We start from the raw sequence: 20,196 nt of genomic DNA, 5'->3' as shown, positions 1-20,196 counted from the left end.
TCCCAGGCCGGCGCCGAGCAGGAACTCTCACTGGTCACTCATGGGGCCACGTCCCGTCCGGGATGCGGCAGAGCAGCCCTGGTGTGCTGAACCAGGTGTCGTCGATGAACCTGCCGGTCGTGTACCCCATCACGGCGAGGAACAGGTTCATCCGCTTGGCGATCCTCGAGGAACCGACGAGGTGGGCGCCCTCCTCCATGGAGGGATTCCAGTAATCCTCGGGGATGTCCTGCCAACTGCCCTCGCTGACATAGACCGGATCGCTCACGCGTCCGATTTCCTTGTCGTATGAGAGGTAGAAGGCCCGGCCGCCCGGTTGCGGGAGCGAGTTGAGAGCCCACCACATGGACGATCCGGACAAGGTGAAGATCTTCACCCAGCCAGGGCTCTGACCGGCGACCCAGATGACGTCCTCCTGGGAAAGGGGGTGGCGCCATCGTCGTGCCTGGTTCAGGTCGCAGGAGAGCATCTCCTCCTCCGCCTGCAGCCTGGTCACCACCGCGCGGTAGTCGGGCGCCTCGACCCACGAGCACGTGAACGTGCCCGCCAGGCCTCGCTCCTCCAAATACGACCACTGGTCGAATTTGTCATGGTCTGTCATGAGGCTCCCATTTCGATGTACCGGATGGCCGAAATGGGAGCCAGTCGAAGCTGGCGGCCACCAATCATGCCAAATCTACGGAACGATCTCGTACCAGTCCTAGATCTTCGAAGAGAACGTACCGGTCATTCTTCCGATCTGCTTGTGTGTGGTCGCCAGCGCGTCGGTCACGCGCGCAGCAGGGCGTCGTCCAGCCGGGCATCGTGAGCCGCCGGGCCTGGCCTCACCCGCAGGGCTGGTCCAACGATTGCGCACAGGCCGCGAAGGGCGGCCGGGTTCTTGACACTCACATGCTCTTTGTATCGAACATGTGATCTAAAACTGGCAGGTCTTTGAGTTATGATCTTGCTGTTCGCCCGACAGGGGGCGCGGACGGCGTCCCATGACTGGACAGGAGATCGACTTGAGACGTGCGCTGATCGCGTTAGGTATCGGCCTGAGCGTGCTGGCATCCACCGCCGTCACCGCGCCGGCCCAGGCCGCGAACGTGGTGAAGGTGCGGCTGGCGTACACGATGGCCGACGCCCAGGAGGTCGCCAGGTTCTGGTTGGCCGACGGGGCCGCCAACCTGAGGAACGCCACGCCGTACGACGTGTGGACCGGGCTCGCGGGGGAGCGCCTGGCCACGGACGTCGTCCCCAGCGGGCCCACGTACTCCGTCCCGCCGGTGGAGGGGACGGCCCAGCCCGTGGGGGACGCGCCCACGACCCTGGGCAAGGTGTTCTTCATCGGCAGCGACGGCGCGCCCCACTGGTGCACCGGCACGTCCGTGCAGACCGCGTACCGCAACCTCGTCGCGACGGCAGGCCGCTGCATGCTGGACGTCGAGGCCCCGATGGGCGCGCTCGGCAAGTGGGTCTTCGTCCCCGGCTACTCCGAAGGCGCGGCCCCGCACGGCCTGTACGTCGGCAAGGAGGCCATCGGCCACTACGACTTCGACGACCTCCGCGACCGGGACCGCGACTACGGCTTCGTCGCCGTGTACGACGGCGCCGTCCTGCCCGCGGCGGGTGTGCTGACCAGCGTCGGGAGGCTGGGCGACAACGTCGGCTGCCAGGGGATGACCTTCAACCAGCCGCTCGCGCCCGCGATCGACCTGTTCGGCTACCCCGGCGGCGAGAGCCTCGAACGGGTGGCGGGATCCCCGTTCGCGATGCTGCTGACGGGCCCTCGCGAGGACCGGCCCGTCGGCGTGGACTCCTCGTTCGCCAGAGCGGGCTGGCTCGGGTCCTCGTGGCTGACGCAGTACGCGGGCAACAGCCGTACCGGGTATCTCAACGGTGTCACGATGGGCGTGTCCGACACCGACGGCGACGGCCTGTACGACGCGAGCGTCTCGGCGTACTTCGACGGGGAGGCGGCCGAGGTCTACCGGTACGCCGCCCACCGCTGGAGCGGCCCCATCGTGTAGACGGCGCCGCGCCCGCCCCTTCCAAGCGGGCGCGGGGCTGCCGTCCCGCGCCGATCACTGGGTGTTCAGCTCCTCCAGTCACGCCCGCCACCAGCGGTCCCTCGTCCTTCCTGGCGTCGCCGAACAGCAGATGCGAGGTGATCACGGTTCCGCCGAAGCCTCGCTGGAAGCGGTAGCCGGCGTCGCCGGGGCGCAGTCAGACGTTCTGGGAGTTGCGTTAGAACACCACACCCTCGACCCCTCCGTTGACGCCGTTGACGCGGACCCGGTCGCCGGGCCGGGGTGGCCCGCCGAGGGCGGTGCGTACAGCGCTCCTATGGATGCAGCTACCGTGTCTGACCTTACGGTTCGTTCGACAGGCAGGTATCCTGGCGGCAAGTTGGTTCAAGTTATCGCTCAGGCGGTGGCGCTAATGGTGCGCATATCGGCCACGGGTTGCGGGTTGTCACGCACAAGTCGAGCATTCGAGTCCTACAAGCTGGCCCGGTTAGATGCACTGTAGCCGTGCTCGGTGCGTGCTCGTACGCCCCGTCACACGCCGTCAGGACCCGGAACCGCCTGACACACAAAACGCGCTGAGGTATCACGAACCATCACCCAGCGGCACAGCGCGGCACTTAAGGATCTTGCTTCTAATCCGACGGTCGCAGGTTCGAATCCTGCAGGGCGCGCTACGTCTGACCAGCAAGAATGAGTCCCTGACCAGCAGCGATGCGGTCCGGGGCTCTTGTCGTATGTCCGGTTGTGTACGGCTAGCGCTGGCGGACTCCGGGTGATCGTGCCAAATACGTGCGCAAGATTCCGGGCATGTTCCGGATCACTCCTCGGCGAGCGCGTCCGAGATGCGTCGCTTGGCCGCTTCGTCTTGGCCGACGATGCATTTGGCATAGATCCGCAAGAGGACTTCCACGCTGTGGCCGGCCCACTCGGCGACCTGGGTGGCGGGCACTCCCGCGTTGAGCCACGTGGAGACGCACGCGTGGCGAAGGTCGTAGACCCGCTTGACCAGCAGCGAGGCATACTCCTGATCGGTGAAGACGTTCCTGCGTGCCTGCTTCCAGGCTCGCCGGTAGGTGATGCTCGGTAGTTCTCCGCCCTGCTCGCCCCAGAACAGTTGCCCGTCTGGACCCTTGCCGTACGTAGCGGCCAGATGGGCGCGGAGAATCCTTGTCAGCGCGGGCGGACAGGGCACGGTGCGGGGGTGCCCATCCGGGCGATGCTTGAGCGCGCGTACCTCGCGAAGTGCGCCGTCGTCGGTCCACTCACGGCCGGCGAACGGGGCGGCGGTGGTGAAGTGCAGTTCCCCCCAGGCGTCCTCGGGCTCCTCCCACTCGCTGGTCTCCTCGTTCTGCACGAGGTCCGGGAGAGTGACGTTGTGGCCTCGCAGGTTGACCACCTCCTCCGGGCGTAGTCCGGCGTAGTACATGACCGCGAAGAACGCCACGAGCCTGGGGCCGCTACGTGGCTGCTCTCCCACAGCTTTCAGCAATGCTCGCGCTTGGGTGTGGTTCACGACGCTACGTCGGTCCACCTCGTATGCGGTTTTGGGTGCCTTCCACTTGAGATTCTTGACGGGATTCACCGTCAAAAGCTTCAGCTCAATGGCGTAGTCCAGGGCGCTTTGCAGGATCGTTTTGTTACGCAGGACTGTGCTCGTGGCTGCCCGCTTGCCGTTAAGCAGAGAAGTAGCTACGTCCAGGAATTCCCGTACGGTCGCGGCCTCTTCGAGCGCGGAAACAGGTTTGGTGTTCGCTGCCAGCCAGCGGAGCGCTACGGCCATGTCGTCGGGCGCTTCGGCCCGTTGCTTCGTGTTGAAGGCCCATCGACGCATAGCCGTACGAAGCGTGAGGTCATCCGGCTTGCCTCGCTCGTTGCCCAGCATGGCCGGCGTGGCAGCGGTCAGCGCTCGTGCAATGTCCTGACGGTATTTCGCGGACACGCCTTTCCATTTCATGTCAGCGAACTTGCAGGCGAATTCGTACCAACTCATGGAAAGTTGCTCGGCGCGGCCCCACGAGACGGGCTCGCCCGTGACAAGGCTGAAGGCATCCCCTCTGCGGGCGGCGGACTGAATTTCTCCCCTGTAGGTGTCGGCCTGAGCGGCGTTCCGGAACGGCTTACGCCACAACTTCCCACCGACCTTCCACCGGACGTAGTACGTCGTCGCCTTCTGCCCTCGGTAGATCTCCGTCTTGTAGACACGTACGTCGTATGTGAGATCCCTCATCAGGCGGCTTCCTCCAGGGCTGTAAGCCAACGGTTGTAGTCAGCGCGGCGGATACGAAGGTCGCCGTTGGGCAACTTGAGGCAGCGAGGCGCGCGCCCCTTGCTGCACCGTCCATGCCCCGGTCGGGTGCGCGGTCACGCCGGCCAGGTGCGGTCGCCGGGTGCCGTGCTCGATGAGGACCAGCACATACAGCCGTTTGAGTAGCGGCGTCTGGACCACGAGGAAGTCGCAGGCGATGATCGCGTGGGCTTGTGCGGTCAGGAGCTGCCGCCAGGTCGGGCCGGCCTGGCGGGGCGCCGGATCGATACCGGCCGCGTGGCGGATTTCCCATACCGTAGGGCCGCGATCGGGTAGCCCAGGCGCGCCAACTCGCCTTGGATTCTCCTGTGGCCCCAGGTTGGGTTGTCTTGACCAGCTCGCCAACCTGGCGTTGTGGGAAGCGGAGCTGTCGGCCGCGCTTCAGCTCAATGGCTTTCCTGAAAAGGCTGTTCAGCGGAAAGGCGGCGGGAGCCGGCAGCAGTAGCGCGAACCCTCCCGCGATGACTCGGCCGACGCGCAGCAGCATGAAAGAACGTACGCGGTGACAGCTGATTGGCGAGTGCGGCCGGTCGGGTCGTCCCGAACCTCGGCTCACCCACGACAACGACATTTACCTTGGTCATCCGCCAGATAGAGATGGGAACCGCCATCTATAGCTGGGGGTCGCATCTGTGCGCAGACCGAATTTGGAGGTTCGATGGGATAGCCGCGTGGCCCCGCAAGGTCATTACCCCGGACGGACGAGATCATCGGCAGGACCTACGATCGGCGCATGACAAGCCATGTGATCGCTGTGGACGTGGGCGGGACGGCGATGAAGGGGGCACTCGTCACCCGTGACGGCGATGTGGAGGCCTTCGAGCAACGCCCGACCGGACGCGAGCGAGGGCCGGAGCACGTGCTGAACAGGCTCGGCGACTTCGCGGCGGATCTGGCGGCGCAGGCGCCCGTGCCGCCGTCGGCGGCCGGTGTGGCCGTTCCCGGCCTGGTGGACGAGAAGGCGGGCGTCGCCTCCCGGGCGGCGAACCTCGGCTGGCGGGACGCGCCCATCTCCGCGATGCTCGGCGAGAGGCTGGGCATTCCGGTGGCCCTCGGGCACGACGTGCGGGCGGGCGGCCTCGCCGAGAACGTCTACGGCGCCGGGGCGCACGCGCGGAACTTCCTGTTCCTGGCGATCGGTACGGGCATCGCGGGCGCGATGATTCTGGAGGGCCGGCCGTACGCCGGCGCCGGCGGCCATGCGGGAGAGGCGGGCCACATCCCGGTCCGTCCAAATGGGGAGCCCTGCTCGTGCGGGCAACACGGATGCCTGGAGACCTACGCCTCGGCCGCCTCGATCGTCCGCCGCTACGGCAAGGGCCGCCTGCGGACGGAAGACGTCCTCGCCCGCGCCGATCAGGGCGACGACCATGCGAAGCGGGTGGTGAACGAGGCGATCGAGGCGCTGGCGACAGGTCTGGCCACGTGCACGCTCCTGCTCGACCCCGAGCTCATCGTGATCGGCGGCGGCCTGGCCGGCGCGGGGGAACGGCTCCTGGATCCGCTGGCGAAGGGGCTGGCGGCCCGGCTGTCGCTCCGGGAGCCGCCGCCCATCTCGCGGGGGGCGCTGGGAATCCGCGCGTCTATGCGCGGTGCCGGAATCCTGGCCTGGAGTGTGGTGCGATGACCGATCAGATTCTCGCCGGCGCCCGCGTGGTGACCCCCTCGGACGTACTCGAACCAGGCTGGGTCCAGATCAGGGGCGGGCGCATCGCCGGCGTCGGGGCCGGGGCGCCGCCGCGCGATGGCACCCCGATCCGTGATCTCGGCGGTGGCTGGCTCCTGCCCGGGTTCGTGGACATCCACGCTCACGGAGGAGGCGGTGTGTCGGCGATCGACTCACCGGCCGACCTGGCGGCCACCGTGGCCTTCCACCGCTTACACGGAACCACCCGGACCCTGATCAGCCTGGTGTCCTCTCCCGTGGAACAGATGGCCCGGGCCGCCGGTTGGGTGGCCGACCTGATGGCGCGCGAGCCCGGTGTGGCCGGGGCCCATCTCGAAGGGCCGTTCCTGTCCCACCTGCGTTGCGGGGCCCATGATCCTGATCATCTGCGCGCGCCGGCGACGGCGGAGCTGCGCAAACTCCTGGAGGCCGGACGGGGCGGCATCCGCATGGTCACGGTCGCCCCCGAGCTTCCCGGTGGCCTGGATCTGGTCAGAGAGCTGGTGGCGTGCGACGTCGTCGCCGCCGTGGGCCACACCGACGGCGACTACGCCACGTGCCGCGCGGCCTTCGAGGCCGGCGCGCGGGTGCTCACCCACACCTTCAACGGCATGCGCGGGCTGCATCACCGCGAGCCCGGGCCGTTCCTCGCGGCCTGCGAGTCGCCGGATGTCGTCCTCGAGGTCATCAACGACGGCATCCATCTGGCCGATCCCATCGTCAGGCTCATCGTGCGCCAGGCGCCCGATCGCGTCGCCCTCATCACCGACGCGTCGGCCGGGGCCGGCATGGGCGACGGCCGGTACGCGCGCGGCGCCCGGCAGGTGCAGGTGAGCGCGGGGCGCGCGGAGCTGGTCGGCAGCGGATCGCTGGCCGGCAGCACGCTCACCATGGCGCAGGCGGTACGGCGGGCCGTACGCGAGGTCGGGCTGCCGGTGACCGTCGTCTCGGCCGCGGCCTCAGCCGTGCCCGCCCGGCTGCTCGGCCTGGACTGCGGCCGCATCGAAGCGGGCCGCGCCGCGGAGTTCGTGGTCATGACCGACGACTTCGAGGTACGCGAGGTGCTGGCCCATTGACTCGGCCATGACCTTTAGTATACCAATGGTCTACTTAAGCTGAGGGAAAGGGATTCTGTGGCGCGTACGGCGAACAAGGCTCAGATGGTCAGAACCCTGATCGAGGCGAGGTTCATCGCCGTTCCCGGGCCCGCCACCGTGCTTCCCTCGGAGCGCCGGCTCGCCGAAGAGTTCGGCGTCGCCCGCATGACCGTTCGCGCCGCGTTGAAGCTGCTGGAGGCCGACGGGCTGACCCGCTCGGCGCCCGGGGCCAGCTACATGGTGATTCCTCCGCAGGTGTCCAAGGGCCCGACCCTGTCGTCATTCACCCAAGACGCGCAGAAGCGCGGATGGCAGCCGGGATCCCGGGTGATCGAGCGGACCGCCTTCGACGCCGACGCGCGGCTCGCCGCCACCCTCGGGATCAAGCCCGGCGACGCCGTTTACCAGATCGGCAGGGTGCGGACCGCGGACGACACCCCGCTCAGCTACGAGCGGGTGTGTCTGCCCGCCGCCTTCGTCCCCGGACTGATCGACGAGGACCTCACCGGCTCGCTCCACCAGTTGCTCGCCGATCGCTACGACATCCGGATAACCCGGCACGAGCGCACGATCACCGCTGTCAACGTGGATACGGAACAGGCCGAGCTCCTCGGCGTCAAGGAGGGCACCGCGGCCCTCTACGTACCCCACATCGGCTACGACCAGACCGGTCGCCGGGTCGAGCAGGTGTACGCGCTGTACCGCGGTGACCGGTACGAGTTTTCCAGCGTGACCTATCTGCGGGAGACGAACCTATGAGGAAAGTCACCTTAGGCGTGGCGACGACGGCTCTACTGCTAACGGGAGCCTGTGGCGGCACGGAACCTCAGGATTCGTCCGCCCCGGCGACCCTCACCTTCTGGACGCCGCACACCACACCGGACCGGCTGGCCGTCCAGCAGTCCGTCGCGGCGAAGTTCACCAGTAAGACCGGCATCAAAGTCGAGGTCGTGCCGCTCGAGTCCAAACAGGCCAGCCAGAGCCTGGTGACCGGCGCCGCCTCCGGCAAATTGCCCGACGTGATCCTTTACAGCCCCAACCTGATCGCGACCTGGAACGCTCAGGGCCTCATGGACACCGAGGCGCCGCAGCAGATCGTCGATGAGTTGGGAGCCGACACCTTCACCGAGAGCGCCATCCGGATGGCCACGGTCGGCGGAAAGCTCGGCGCTGTGCCCAGCGACGGCTGGGGGCATTTGATCTCCTACCGCAAGGACCTGTTCAAGAGCGCTGGCCTGGAAGCCCCCGAGTCGGTCGAGGACATCGTCACCGCGGCGCAGAAACTGGCGAAGGACGGTGTGCGGGGCATCGCGATGGGCACCCAGCCAGGCGACGGCTACACCGGCGAGGGCCTGGAGTCGCTGCTGCAGGCCACCGGCTGCCAGCTCGTGACGAACGGCACCCTCGCCATCGACTCGCCGGAATGCGTCACCGGCCTGGACGCCGTCCAGAAGCTCGGCGCCGCAGCGGGCGCCGGGGAGCTCGACGTCGCCGCCGCACGAGCCACCTACCTCGCCGGAGACGCGGCGATGCTCCTGTTCTCCTCGCACATCGTGGACGAGGTCGCCGGCCTGGACAAGGACAACCCGGTCACGTGCGAGGAATGCAAGAAGGACCCGACATACCTGGCGGAGAATACCGGTTTCGTGACGGCTCTCGGCACGGCTCCGCAGTACGGCCAGACGTCCAACTACGCCATCCCCCGAGGCGCGTCGGTGGAGAACGCCAAGAAGTTCGTCTCATTCGTCATGTCCGAGGGATACGTGGAGATGTTGTCGACGGCCGCCGAAGGCCGGATCCCGATGCGGCCGGGGTCGGCGAAGGGGTCCACCGAGTACCTCGACGCGTGGGCCGACCTCCCGGTCGGCAACGACCCGGCCACGAAGAAATCGATCAAGGCGGTCTACGGCGGGGACGTCGTGGACCAACTCGCGAAGGGCGCCGCGTCGTTCGGCCGCTGGGGATGGGGCACCGACGACGCCACCCTGGCCGGCGTGGTGTTCTCCCAGGGCACCCTGTCGAAGGAGCTCGGGCCCCTGTTCAGCGGGACGTCGCCGGCCGACGTCGCGAAGAAGATGGCGGCAGAGGTGGCCTCCGTCAAGCAGGACCTGGGTGAATGACCTCGAAACGGCTTGTGTTCACCCGCTGGGGCCGCAGGCTCAGCCGGTCTCAGCGGGATGACCTGCACGGCAGGTTGCTGGTCAGCCCGACCATGCTCGTCGTGCTGGTCTTCGTCGTGCTGCCCTTCCTGGCCGTCCTGGTGCTGGCGTTCGCCGATGTCCGGCTCGTGGACATCCCCCGGCTGTCGCTCGACCGGCTCACGCTGACCCTGGCCAACTTCCAGTCGGCCTTGGGGAGCAACAGGTTCTGGTCCGCGCTGGGCACCACGCTCGCGTACGCGGCCTGCACCACCGCGGGGGCGATCACGGCCGGTCTGGTGGTGGCGATGGCGCTGCGTCGGCCGTTCCGTGGTCGTGGGCTGGTCAGGGCCCTGGTCCTGATCCCGTACGTGCTGCCGGTGGTGGCGGCCACCACCATCTGGAAGACCCTGCTCAACACCGAGTACGGCCTGGTCAACGCCGTCGGCAGGCAGCTGATCGGCTGGGAGGACCCGATCGCCTTCCTCACCACCCGCAGCCAGGAGCTCGGCGGGATCCCGATCCCGGTCGCGCTGGTGACCGTGATCGCCTTCGAGGTGTGGAAGACGTTCCCGCTGGCCTTCCTCTTCATCACCGCGCGACTGCAGGTCACGCCGATGGAGCTGGAGGAGGCGGCGGCGATCGACGGCGCGGGCAAGGTCAAGGCGTTCTTCCACATCGTCCTGCCGCAACTGCGCGGCGTGATCGCCCTGCTGATCGTGCTGCGGTTCATTTGGTCCTTCCAGAACTTCAACGACATCTACCTGCTCACCGGAGGAGCGGGCGGCACCGAAGTGCTGGCCGTACGGGTGTACGAGGAGCTGGTCACCCGGGCCAACATCGGCACGGCCTCGGCCACCGGGCTCCTGATGACCGCCATGCTTCTGGTGTTGCTGTTCGTGTACGCCTGGATGATCAGGAGGGAGCGGACATGAGCGAGCGCAGCGAGCGACCGGGCAAACACAGCCGGCTGCCGTTCATGCTGCCGACGAAGGAGGCGGCATGAACGGCGGAGATCGCATCCTCGGGGTGCTCAAATGGCTGGTCATCACCTTGACGGTCATCGTGTGCGCGGGCCCGCCGGTCTACGGCTTCCTGCTGTCGCTGCGGCCGTTCGCGTCGGTCGCCGCGGCGCCGCTGTCGCTGATCCCCTCGGCCGAGGAGGTGACGCTGGAGGCCTACCCCATCGCGATGGGCGAGTACGGACTGGGCGGCTTCATGCTCAACTCGCTGCAGGTCGCTCTGGCGACCGTGGTCCTGGCCGTCCTGTTCAGCGTGCTCGGCGGGTACGCGGCCGTCCGGCTGGACTTCTTCGGGCGCCGCTCCGTCAACGTCCTCTTCCTGGGCGTCTACATGCTCCCCGGCATCGTCCTGGCCGTTCCGTTGTTCGTGCTGCTCAGCCGGGTGGGGCTGACCGGCACCCTGATCGGGCTGGTGCTGGTCTACATCGCCCAGACAGTGCCGGTCGCGCTCTACATGCTCCGCAACTACTTCATCGCCGTGCCCGCGAGCGTGGAGGAGGCGGCGATGATCGACGGTTGCGGGCGGCTGGCTCTCATCCGCAGGGTCGTGCTGCCGATGGCGTTGCCGGGCATCGCCGCCACGTCCCTGTACGTCTTCATGATCGCCTGGAACGAGTACCTGTTCGCGCTGCTGTTCCTCGTGCACGACCGGCCGCGCTGGACGGTGGCGCTGGGCATCTCGCAGCTCACCGAGTTCTCGGTGCCGGCCACCGTGCTGATGGCCGGGTCCATCGCGGTCACCATCCCGGTGGTCGCGGGGTTCTTCCTGGCGCAGCGGTTGTTGATCTCCGGGCTCACTGCCGGAGCGGAGAAAGGATGAAAGACATGCCGGTTCGGCTGGGCGTCCTCGGCGCCGGGAGCCGCGGGAGGGATTCCTACGGGCAATGGATCGTCCAGCATCCCGAGCGGGCGCAGATCGCGGCCGTGGCCGACCCGATCCCGGATCGCCGGGACGGCCTCGCGGCCACGGCGGGGGTTCCGGACGAGCGCCGCTACCACGACTGGAAGCCGTTGCTGGCCGACGCTGAGCACCTGGACCTGGACGGGGTGATCGTCGCTCTGCCCGACCGTGACCATGTCGCGCCGACGCTGGAGGCGGCCCGCCGCGGCCTGGCCGTGCTCGTGGAGAAGCCCGTCTCGTCGACGCCGGCGGAGCTGGAGCAACTCGCCGACGGCGGCAGCCGCCTGAACGCGCGCATCTCCGTCGGCCACGTCATGCGCTACCAGCCGTTCTGGCAGACCCTGCACCAGCTGGTGGCGGGCGGCGCGATCGGACGCCTGGTCACCATGCGCATCGAGGAGAACATCGGTTTCTGGCACTTCGCGCACTCCTACGTGCGCGGCAACTGGCGAAACTCCTCGACGTCAAGCCCGATGGTGCTCGCCAAGACCTGTCACGACCTCGATGTGATCCGCTGGTTCGCCGGTTCTCCTCCGGTGAGCGTGTCCAGCGTGGGCGAGCTGACCTACTTCCGTCCGGAGAACGCGCCGCCCGGCGCTCCTGAGCGATGCCTGGACGGCTGCCCGCACGCGGACGACTGCCCGTTCTACGCCCCCCGCTACTACGTGGACGCGCTGCGCGACGTGCACGGCTCCCCGGTGGCGCTGCTGGGCGCCGACACCTCGCCGGAGGGACGGCTGCGAGCCCTCGAACACGGGCCGTACGGCCGATGCGTGTTCGCGGGCGGCAACAACGTCGTCGACCACCAGCAGACCGTGATGTCCTTTCCCGGCGGTCTCACCGCGACGCTGTCGACCTCGGCCTTCACCGGGCAGAACACCCGGACGGTGCGGCTGACGGGGACCGGCGGGGAGATCGCGGGGCATGTTCGGTCGGGGTCGGTGAAGATCGACCTCTTCTCCCTCACCGCGGTCCTGCCCGAACTGCCCCACGCCAGAGACGTCGTACGAGGCAGGCGAGGCCCCCTGCGGCACCAGGCGATCGAGCTGCTCGCCGGTCCGGCCGAGGGCGAGACGAAGGATCATCGCGGCCATTCGGGCGGCGACGACGGGCTCATGGACGCCTTCGTCTCCTCGCTGACCGGCGGCGGCGCTCCGGCGACCTCTCTTGAGGCGTCCCTCGACAGCCACCGGATGGCTTTCGCGGCCGAGAGATCGCGGTTGGAAGGCCGCACGGTGCTGTGGGGGGAGGCTTGAGCTGGTGGCGGGGCGCCGCGATCTACCAGGTGTACCTGCGCAGTTTCGCGGACGGGAGCGGCGACGGCGTGGGCGACCTCGCGGGGCTGCGCGCTCGCCTGCCCTACCTGCGCGAGCTCGGGGTGGACGCGCTCTGGCTCACCCCCTGGTATGTGTCGCCGATGGCCGACGCCGGCTACGACGTCGCGGACTACCGCGATATCGACCCGCTCTTCGGGACGCTGGCGGAGGCTGACGCCCTCATATCCGAGGCCCACGACCACAGGCTGCGGGTGATCGTCGACATCGTCCCGAACCACACCTCCGACCGGCATCCGTGGTTTCGAGCAGCGTTGGCCGGCGGACCCGGGTCGCCGGAACGCGAGCGCTACCACTTCCGGGACGCTCCCAACGACTGGCCGTCGCGCTTCGGCGGACCCGCCTGGACTGAGGTGCCCGACGGCGAGTGGTACCTCCACCTGTTCGACTCGTCCCAGCCCGACCTCAACTGGGAGCACCCCGACGTGCGGGCGGAGTTCGAGTCGATCCTCCGGTTCTGGCTCGACCGCGGCGTGGACGGCTTCCGCATCGACGTGGCCGACCGGCTGGTGAAGGCGGACGGCCTGCCCGACCTCGGTCCCGACCCCGATCCGATGGACCAGCCGCACGCCGACCGCCCGGAGGTCCATGAGATCTACCGCTCGTGGCGCAAGCTGCTCGACTCCTACCCGGGCGAACGGATGTTCGTCGGCGAGATCTGGGTGAGCGACCCCGCCCACTTCGCCCGGTACCTGCGCCCCGACGAACTCCACACGGCGTTCAACTTCCCCTTCCTGCGCAGCCCGTGGGAGGCCGGCCGGCTGCGCGCCGTCATCGACTCCACGCTCGCCTCGCACGCGCCCACAGGGGCGCCTCCGACCTGGGTGCTGTCCAACCACGACGTCACGCGGCACGTGACCCGCTACGGCCGGAGCGACACCGGATACACCCAGCGGACCCGCGACGAGCCCGCCGATCTCGCGCTGGGCACCCGGCGGGGCAGGGCCGCCGCGCTGCTCACCATGGCGCTGCCCGGCGGCGTCTACCTCTATCAGGGGGACGAGCTCGGCCTGTGGGAGGTCCTCGACATCCCGGCGGAGCTGCGACAGGATCCCGTGACCCGCCGTACGAACGGGGCGGAGCTCGGCCGCGACGGGTGCAGAGTGCCGATTCCCTGGGAGGGGGCGGACCGGCCGTTCGGGTTCGGCCCGGCACGTACGTGGCTGCCGCAGCCGCCGGAGTGGCGCGCGCTCACGGTCGCGGCGCAGGAGCGCGACCCGGACTCGATGTTGTCGCTGTACCGGGCCGCACTGCGGATCCGCGGAGACGAGCCCGCTCTCGGCGACGGCACGATGACGTGGCTGCCCGCGGGGCCCGACGTGCTCGCCTTCACCCGCGACCCCGGCTTCACCTGCTTGGTCAACCTGTCGCGGGCGCCGATCGAACTACCCACGCACACCCGGGTGCTGCTGCTGAGCGGCGACCTGGCCCACGGCCTGCTCCCGCCCGACACGGCGGCCTGGCTACATCAAGGAGAACCGTGACACACTCCCGCGTCCGCGCCCTGATCGTCGTGCTCATCGCCGTCCTGTCCCTCGCCGCCACCCCGTCCCACGCCGACAGCGTCCGGCAGTTACGCGTCGCCACGTACAACATCCACCATGGCGTGGGCAACGACGGCAAGCTGGACCTCGAACGGATCGCGCAGGTCATCCAGGACTCCGGCGCCCAGGTGATCGGCCTCCAGGAGGTGGACCGCCACCACAGCGTGCGCTCCGACTTCGTGGACCAGGCGAAGTGGCTGGGCACCCGGCTCGGCATGCACGCCGTCTTCGGCGCGAACATCGACCGCGATCCCCCCGAGCCCGGCGCGGAAAGGCAGCAGTACGGCACCGCCATCCTGTCCAGCTACAAGATCCGCGAGTCGCGGAACACGCTGCTCCCCCGGCCGGAAGGCGGGGAGCAGCGGGGTTTGCTGGAGGCGCGGATCAAGGTGCACGGCGTCGACGTCCGCGTCCTCACCACGCACCTCCAGCACAATTCCCAGGTCGAGCGCATCGCCCAGGTGGCCGCTATCCGGGACTTGCTCGCCGAGTCGCGCGACCCCATCATCTTCACCGGCGACACCAACGCCTTGCCGGACTCCGCCGAGATGGTCACGCTCAAGGAGTCCCTGGCCGACGCCTGGGACACGGCCGGCCAGGGCGACGGTCTCACCTACAGCACGGACAACCCGCGCACGCGCATCGACTACATCATGTCCTCGACCGACGTCAGGGCGACCTCGGCCACCGTGCTGAACACCGACGCCTCGGATCACTTCCCCGTCGTGGTCGACGTCCAGCTGCCGTCACCTGCCTGATGTCCAGGTCCCGATCTGAACCGTGTCGCCTGATGCCTCGACGAGCGGGGCGGTGAGTTCGCTGAGGGGGGCCAGTGCGCCTGCCGAAAACTCCATCCGTGCAGTTCAAGCGGCATGTGAGTATTCGTGGAGGACGCTGCGAGTCGGCCCCAGCCCGGATTCTCCCGGACCAAGCGCAGGATGAGAGCGCGGATGGAGCGCGCAGCCCCAGCGTGAGGTGGCCCCGCTTACCGACCAGCAGTCCCGCCGCGGCCAGGATGAAGGCGCACGAGCAGACCGAAGTCGTCCGCGTGGTGTGCTCGTGCGCGCTGAGGGGGGCAGTGGGTCAGCGCCTTCTCAGTCGTCGCGGGCACGGTGCTGTCCGCGATCGTCCGGCGCACCCTGGCCAACCACGAGGATGGGGTGGCAGCGGTCCTGGAGCGCCTATACGAATGAATATCGGTGAAGACCGTAATGTTCTTGTTAGCGCCTTCGCGAACGCCTAACGTGGTCCTTCAAATAACGGATAGGACCGTAACCGCTGGAGGATCCCGTTATGCTCACACGTCGCCGGTTACTCGCGGTCTCCGCCACGGCCTCGGTCGCGGCGCTGGCCGGCCCGATACTGCGGCCAGGCACTGCCGCTGCCAGCGCCGCTGCCCCCGTCGTCGACGCTCTGGGCTCACCCCTCAAGGACGTCCTGCTCATCGGCGGCACGGTTGCCCGAGGACCGTACGGGAAGCCGGTCCTGTGGTCCGCCTCGTCCGGCGAGCCCGCCCGGCTCAACTCGGTCGATCCCGCCACCGGCAAGACGCTGACCAGCCAGCCCCTGGAGGGCACGCCGGGCGCCTACGCCGTGGTCTCCACCCGGAACGGCACGATCTACGTCGGTGCCTACACCAGCGGCCGCCTCTACCGCCGCCGGCCGGGCCCGGACAGCCCGATCGAGGACCTGGGCCGGCCCCTTCCCTCCGAGAGCTACATCTACCGCCTGGCCGTCGACGAGGACGACCGCCTCTACGGCGGCACGTACCCCGGCGGCCGCGTCTTCCGCTACGACCCGCGCACCGGCCAGACGCGGGACTACGGCCAGCTCCTGCCCGGGCTCGAGTACGTGCGTAGCACCACTCTCTGGGGTTCCCACATCTACGCGGGCACCCAGCCGGACGCGCACATCTTCGAGATCGACAAGCGCACGGGCAAGATGCGCGAGCTCCCGCTCCCCGAAGGGATCGGCGACGGCATCGGGATCACCGCCCATGACCTCAACGTCTACGACGGCCGGCTCTACGCCCGGTTCGGCGTCGCGATCGAGGGCAGGCTCGGGGTCTACGACATCGAGGCGGGGAAGTGGACCGACCTCATCGACGGCGTCGCCGGGCTCGACGTTTCACCGCCCGGCCGTCGGGGCGAGGTGTACTTCACGCAGAAGAACCGCCTCACCGCCTACCACCCGCGCACGCGCCGCCTCACCCCGGTCGAGCCCTACATCCCTGGCCGGGTGGCCAACAATCGCGGCATCGGCTGGGCCGACCTGGACCGGCAGGGCTGGCCCGGCCTGTCCGTCGTGGGGCTCCTGTGGCGGGGCGCCCTGTTCCAGTACAACCCCATCACCGGCCAGAGCGCCACCATCCAGACCGACGTCCCCGGCGAGCCGATCCAGGTCGCGAGCCTCCACGCGGGCGCGAACGGCACCGTGTACGCGGGCGGCTACCTCAGCGGCTACGCCGAGGTCGATCCCGGCACGGGGGAGGCGACCTACCAGCGGTTCGCGCAGATTGAGAGCATCCGCGACATCGACGGCGCCATCTGGATCGGCGGCTACCCGGACTCCCGGCTGTACCGCTACGACCCCTCCCTACCGTGGTCGAGCCCCGAATACGCGCCCGGGCCTCCGGGCACGGCCGACAACCCGGTGAAACTCATCGACCTGAAGGCGCAGCATCAGGCACGCGCCCGGGCGATGACCGACGCGGGCACCCACATGGCCTACGGCACCATGCCGGATGTGACGACCCTGGGCGGCGCCCTCGTCACCGTCGACAAGGCCACCCTGCAGGCGACCGTGCACCTGCCGGTCGTCACCGACCAGTCCGTCGTGAGCCTGACCTACGCGGGCGGCCTGATCATCGGCGGCACCTCGATTCACGGCGGCTACACGGTGCCGAGCCCGACGCAGACCGAGGCCCGCCTGTTCGGGTGGGCGGTCTCCAGCGGCAAGGCCTTCGAGGTGACACCGGTCCCGGGAGCCGAGACGATCCCGGGCCTCGTGGTGGACTCCGCCGGCCTCGTCTGGGGGCTCGCCGACGGGCAGCTCTTCGCCTTCGACGTCGCCACTCGGCAGGTCGTGCACCGAGTGCAGCTCGCCCCCGACACCGGCAGCACCGCAGGCGAGCTCGCCCGCGACCGCAGCGGCCGGATCTACGCCCTGGTCCAGAACCACCTGGTGTTCTCGTGCGACCCGGCCACGCGCACCAGCCAGCTGGTCGTCGACCAGAAGGCCCAGCACCTGGCCGTCCACCCCGACGGCCGCATCTTCATCTCCGACGACCACGTCCTGTACCGCGTCACGGCCGGCTGACCCCCGAGGAGACTGAGACACCGCGTGTAGAGGCTTCTCTTCTCGCCCAGCCATGCACGGTTGATGAACCGGCCGCTCATGCGCCCGGTGAGGAAGAGATAGGTCTCCAGGCAGGTCCGTCCGTGGTCCTCGGGTTCGGTGACCCAGGATCCGGAGTGCACGGCCTCCGGGATGCTCGTGGGCGGCCCGGCTTCCCGGAGGTACGGTTCGACCATGGAGCCGGGTTCGGCGATGACCTCGCCGTACCAGCGTTGAGTCGCCCAGGCGGTCGTAACGCCATCGCCGACCACTGGTCTAATTTGTGATACCGAGGTCCGGGCGGCAGGCTCACCGGATGCCCGCGGCTTCGTCTACTTCCACGACCAGTGCACCGTACTCCGCCGCAGCCGGACATGGGCCGGCACTCCTGTACGGCGAATTCGACGACTCACCTGACGCCCCTGTACGCCGTACCAGATCGTGACCGGCAGGTGGAGGGCGTACTCGAGCTGTTCCATCAGCCATCGACGGCCCCTGAGCGCCGGTCCGTCCACGGAAGCGCGACCCGCAGGGTCAGGCCAGGCGGTTGATGACCCTAGCCGTACGTCCGCTCCGCCGCCTCCCGGGCTTCGAGGAGCCGTTGGTGCTCCTCCACCCACTGCTGGCCGCTGCGCAGGTTGGGCGCTGCTGAGCCGTACTTCTGGTGCCACCAGACCTGGTAGCGGCTCCACTCGAGATCCTCGTCGACCACCATCAGGCCCGGAAGGTTCTCCGTGAAGGGCTGGGGAATCATGTCAAAAACCTCGAGGAACTGGAGGTTCGCCGCCCTGAGGAAACTCCGGGTCCGGCTGTCCGCCGTGCTGCCGAAATCAAGGAGCTCATCCCAGTAGCGACGATTCGGGTCCGCCATCTCGTGGAAGTTCGTGACGTACCAGTCGACGACTTCCAGGAACCTCCTGCACGCCGCATTCAGGGTGTCAGCCCAGGTGGCCAGGTAGATCACATTTTCGTAGATCTGCCGCAGTGCGCGCTGCGTCAGGTCGGCGGTCTCACCGCTCCATGGAGCGTCGTGCAGGTCCCGCGCCCGGAGCGGCAGGGTGTTCGCCACGTCGACCAGGGAGCCGATCAGCTGCTCGAGGAACGCCGGGATACCATCACCGGCCGAGGGCCGGTAGAAACTCGTCACCGCCATTTCCGCGGTCACCCGCTCGACGCCGTCATCGACCACCAACGGCAGCGGCTCACTACCGTTGGGGTAGAGGCGGCTCGGACCACCGAACTGAATGGAAGGCCGCTCTCCAAGCCGGTCGGGAGGCCGCACTCCCTCGGAGCCCGCCTCCAGGAAGGGCATGTCACCGAGCCGGGGATTATCTACAAGATCATATCTGGTACAGGCTCGTTCGGTCAGGACTCCGGCCGTACCGATCTCGGCGTGCAGGTCGTTCCAGAAAATGCGCACCGACTGGCCGGCGCCGTGGAGACACCTGGCGAGGTCGTTGGGAAACTCCCAGGGGAAGCCCATGACGAGTTGAGTATGCGTGATCGCGCTGTTGTCGCTGCCGTCGTGGGCTAGCTGGATGAGCTTGCCGGAAACGGCCCGCACACCCCTGCGGTCGATCTCGACCCCATCATTTCCGGATCCGTTTGCCCCCGCCGTGTAATCGGGCCCCGGCCAGGGTCCGGGGATCTCCGGACTCATTTCCCACCTGGACCGCTGGTCGGCAAGCGTCGCTCCATCTCGTGCAACGAGACTCCGATCATCGGTGGGGGAAGCTCACACTACGGAGGTCTCTCACAGGTGCGCAATGGTGGTGTGCATGGCCGGCGCGTGTACAACGCGGCATCAGGGGCAAGCTCCGCCGCTCCCTGGACCATCGGCGACTTGAGGAAACTGGTGGCCCAGGCTGCTGGGATGGCGATCAGCGCGATGATCAGTCCGGCGATCACCGGAGCCGAGGCGCTGAAGTCGCTGATCGCCACGCCGTCGGCGACCGAGCCGAACGCGATGCCCACGTTGATCGTTGAACCGGGTAGCGAGGCCACCAGCGCGCCGCCGGGGCCGGCCAGACTCACCACGCGGAACTGCAGCGACGGCACCATGCCACCGACGAACAACACCCTGGGATTGTTGGGGGCCCCGTTGTTCACCACCACGATGCCGATCCGCAGCCTGGACACTCCGTTCGGTGGGTTCGGGCAGAGTGGTCTTGGACACGAAGGCCGCCTGTCCGGCCTGCTGGCGTTCACCTCGGAGCAGATGCTGAGCCAGGCGGTGTGACGCGCGACCCTGTGCGGGCGGGCCGGACGCGCCGGGAGGTCGCCTCCGACCCGGCCCAGGGCTGTGCAGGAACGTCCGCCCGGTCGGCCCGGCGGGGCGCCGGATCGATCGCCGCCACAGCGATCACTCGGTGCGCGCGCAAATGTGCCCTGAGGCTGAGCGGAGGAGGCAGGGACTGGTTCTGCTCTGCGCGAAGCCGGCAGAACTCGAACACCCTGCCTATTTATGGTGGGAGGCATGGCCTCCTCCATCCCGCCGCTACGTCCAGCGATCGACCGGACCGCCCTCAAGCCCTCTCCGGCTCGCGAGCCGTTGTGGCGGCAGGTGCTCGGTGAGTGTCTGAGAGGCCTTCGTCAAGAGCGGGGCGAGAAGTTGAGCGAGACGGCAAGTCGCGCCGGAGTGTCGCCGCAATATCTCTCCGAGATGGAACGAGGCGTCAAAGAGCCGTCGAGCGAAATGATCGCTGCGGTCGCCGGCGCGCTGGATGTGACCCTCGTCGAGCTGACGCTTGCTGTTACCGAGAACCTGCGGTCTGCTCAGCACAGCGCGTCGAGGGGTGCTACCTGCTCGGCGGCGTATGCTCTGGCCGCATAGCGCGGCTT

The 20,196-nt window shown here is 68.4% G+C and carries 16 protein-coding genes; 13 read left to right on the top strand and 3 right to left on the bottom strand.

The annotated features are described in order from the left end of the window. Positions 1-34: 34 nt before the first annotated feature. Positions 35-601: a hypothetical protein gene (locus tag MBA17_RS24915; RefSeq protein ID WP_238498983.1), complete on the bottom strand. Its 567-nt coding sequence runs from the start codon at positions 599-601 to the stop codon at positions 35-37. A gap of 403 nt (positions 602-1,004) precedes the next feature. Between MBA17_RS24915 and MBA17_RS24910 the strand changes: the two genes are divergently transcribed. Beyond that, positions 1,005-2,012, top strand: a complete 1,008-nt coding sequence (locus tag MBA17_RS24910) for a hypothetical protein (RefSeq protein ID WP_238498982.1) — start codon at positions 1,005-1,007, stop codon at positions 2,010-2,012. Positions 2,013-2,829: 817 nt separating this feature from the next. On the opposite strand, the gene MBA17_RS24905 is transcribed toward MBA17_RS24910, so the two are convergent. Continuing rightward, positions 2,830-4,239 (bottom strand): tyrosine-type recombinase/integrase, encoded by a 1,410-nt coding sequence (locus MBA17_RS24905; protein ID WP_238498981.1) that lies wholly within the window; start codon positions 4,237-4,239, stop codon positions 2,830-2,832. Between the two features lie 811 nt (positions 4,240-5,050). Between MBA17_RS24905 and MBA17_RS24900 the strand changes: the two genes are divergently transcribed. The 10 genes from MBA17_RS24900 (at position 5,051) to MBA17_RS24855 (ending at position 17,337) form a co-directional block, all read left to right on the top strand. Further along, the gene (locus MBA17_RS24900) at positions 5,051-5,944 is read left to right on the top strand and encodes an ROK family protein (RefSeq protein WP_238498980.1); all 894 of its coding nucleotides are present in this window, start codon (positions 5,051-5,053) and stop codon (positions 5,942-5,944) included. Next, on the top strand, positions 5,941-7,059 hold the full coding sequence (gene nagA / locus MBA17_RS24895) for an N-acetylglucosamine-6-phosphate deacetylase (RefSeq protein WP_238498979.1): 1,119 nt from the start codon (positions 5,941-5,943) through the stop codon (positions 7,057-7,059). Before MBA17_RS24900 ends, nagA begins: the two co-directional genes overlap by 4 nt. A gap of 84 nt (positions 7,060-7,143) precedes the next feature. Then, the gene (locus MBA17_RS24890; protein ID WP_238498978.1) at positions 7,144-7,839 is read left to right on the top strand and encodes a GntR family transcriptional regulator; all 696 of its coding nucleotides are present in this window, start codon (positions 7,144-7,146) and stop codon (positions 7,837-7,839) included. Continuing rightward, the gene (locus MBA17_RS24885) at positions 7,836-9,200 is read left to right on the top strand and encodes an ABC transporter substrate-binding protein (RefSeq protein ID WP_238498977.1); all 1,365 of its coding nucleotides are present in this window, start codon (positions 7,836-7,838) and stop codon (positions 9,198-9,200) included. The genes MBA17_RS24890 and MBA17_RS24885 overlap by 4 nt, the downstream gene beginning before the upstream one ends. Next, entirely contained in the window at positions 9,197-10,153 is a 957-nt protein-coding gene (locus tag MBA17_RS24880) for a carbohydrate ABC transporter permease (RefSeq protein ID WP_238498976.1), read from the top strand. Before MBA17_RS24885 ends, MBA17_RS24880 begins: the two co-directional genes overlap by 4 nt. 67 nt (positions 10,154-10,220) lie before the next feature. Then, positions 10,221-11,060 (top strand): carbohydrate ABC transporter permease, encoded by an 840-nt coding sequence (locus MBA17_RS24875; RefSeq protein ID WP_238498975.1) that lies wholly within the window; start codon positions 10,221-10,223, stop codon positions 11,058-11,060. A gap of 5 nt (positions 11,061-11,065) precedes the next feature. Beyond that, positions 11,066-12,397, top strand: coding sequence for a Gfo/Idh/MocA family protein (locus tag MBA17_RS24870; RefSeq protein WP_238498974.1), 1,332 nt, complete (start codon positions 11,066-11,068; stop codon positions 12,395-12,397). Next, a complete protein-coding gene (locus tag MBA17_RS24865) occupies positions 12,394-13,959 on the top strand; it encodes a glycoside hydrolase family 13 protein (protein WP_238498973.1) in 1,566 nt (521 codons plus the stop codon). The genes MBA17_RS24870 and MBA17_RS24865 overlap by 4 nt, the downstream gene beginning before the upstream one ends. Next, entirely contained in the window at positions 13,956-14,777 is an 822-nt protein-coding gene (locus MBA17_RS24860; RefSeq protein ID WP_238498972.1) for an endonuclease/exonuclease/phosphatase family protein, read from the top strand. The genes MBA17_RS24865 and MBA17_RS24860 overlap by 4 nt, the downstream gene beginning before the upstream one ends. Positions 14,778-15,312: 535 nt before the next feature. Beyond that, positions 15,313-17,337 (top strand): PQQ-like beta-propeller repeat protein, encoded by a 2,025-nt coding sequence (locus tag MBA17_RS24855; protein WP_238498971.1) that lies wholly within the window; start codon positions 15,313-15,315, stop codon positions 17,335-17,337. Between the two features lie 574 nt (positions 17,338-17,911). Here the strand turns inward: MBA17_RS24855 and MBA17_RS24850 are convergent. Further along, positions 17,912-18,919 (bottom strand): hypothetical protein, encoded by a 1,008-nt coding sequence (locus MBA17_RS24850; protein WP_238498970.1) that lies wholly within the window; start codon positions 18,917-18,919, stop codon positions 17,912-17,914. Positions 18,920-19,114: 195 nt separating this feature from the next. On the opposite strand from MBA17_RS24850, the gene MBA17_RS24845 reads away from it, so the two are divergent. Together MBA17_RS24845 and MBA17_RS24840 are read left to right on the top strand one after the other, a co-directional pair. Further along, positions 19,115-19,594 carry an aldehyde dehydrogenase family protein gene (locus tag MBA17_RS24845; RefSeq protein ID WP_238498969.1) on the top strand — a complete coding sequence of 160 codons (480 nt, stop codon included), beginning with the start codon at positions 19,115-19,117 and terminating at the stop codon, positions 19,592-19,594. Between the two features lie 237 nt (positions 19,595-19,831). After that, on the top strand, positions 19,832-20,188 hold the full coding sequence (locus MBA17_RS24840; protein WP_238498968.1) for a helix-turn-helix domain-containing protein: 357 nt from the start codon (positions 19,832-19,834) through the stop codon (positions 20,186-20,188). The last annotated feature ends 8 nt before the right edge of the window (positions 20,189-20,196 follow it).

The sequence above is a fragment of the Dolomitihabitans soli genome, assembly GCF_022213955.1.
Classification (GTDB): domain Bacteria; phylum Actinomycetota; class Actinomycetes; order Streptosporangiales; family Streptosporangiaceae; genus Streptosporangium_A; species Streptosporangium_A soli.
The sequence above is the reverse complement of the archived record's forward strand: the minus strand, read 5'-3'. Positions and strand labels throughout refer to the sequence as shown.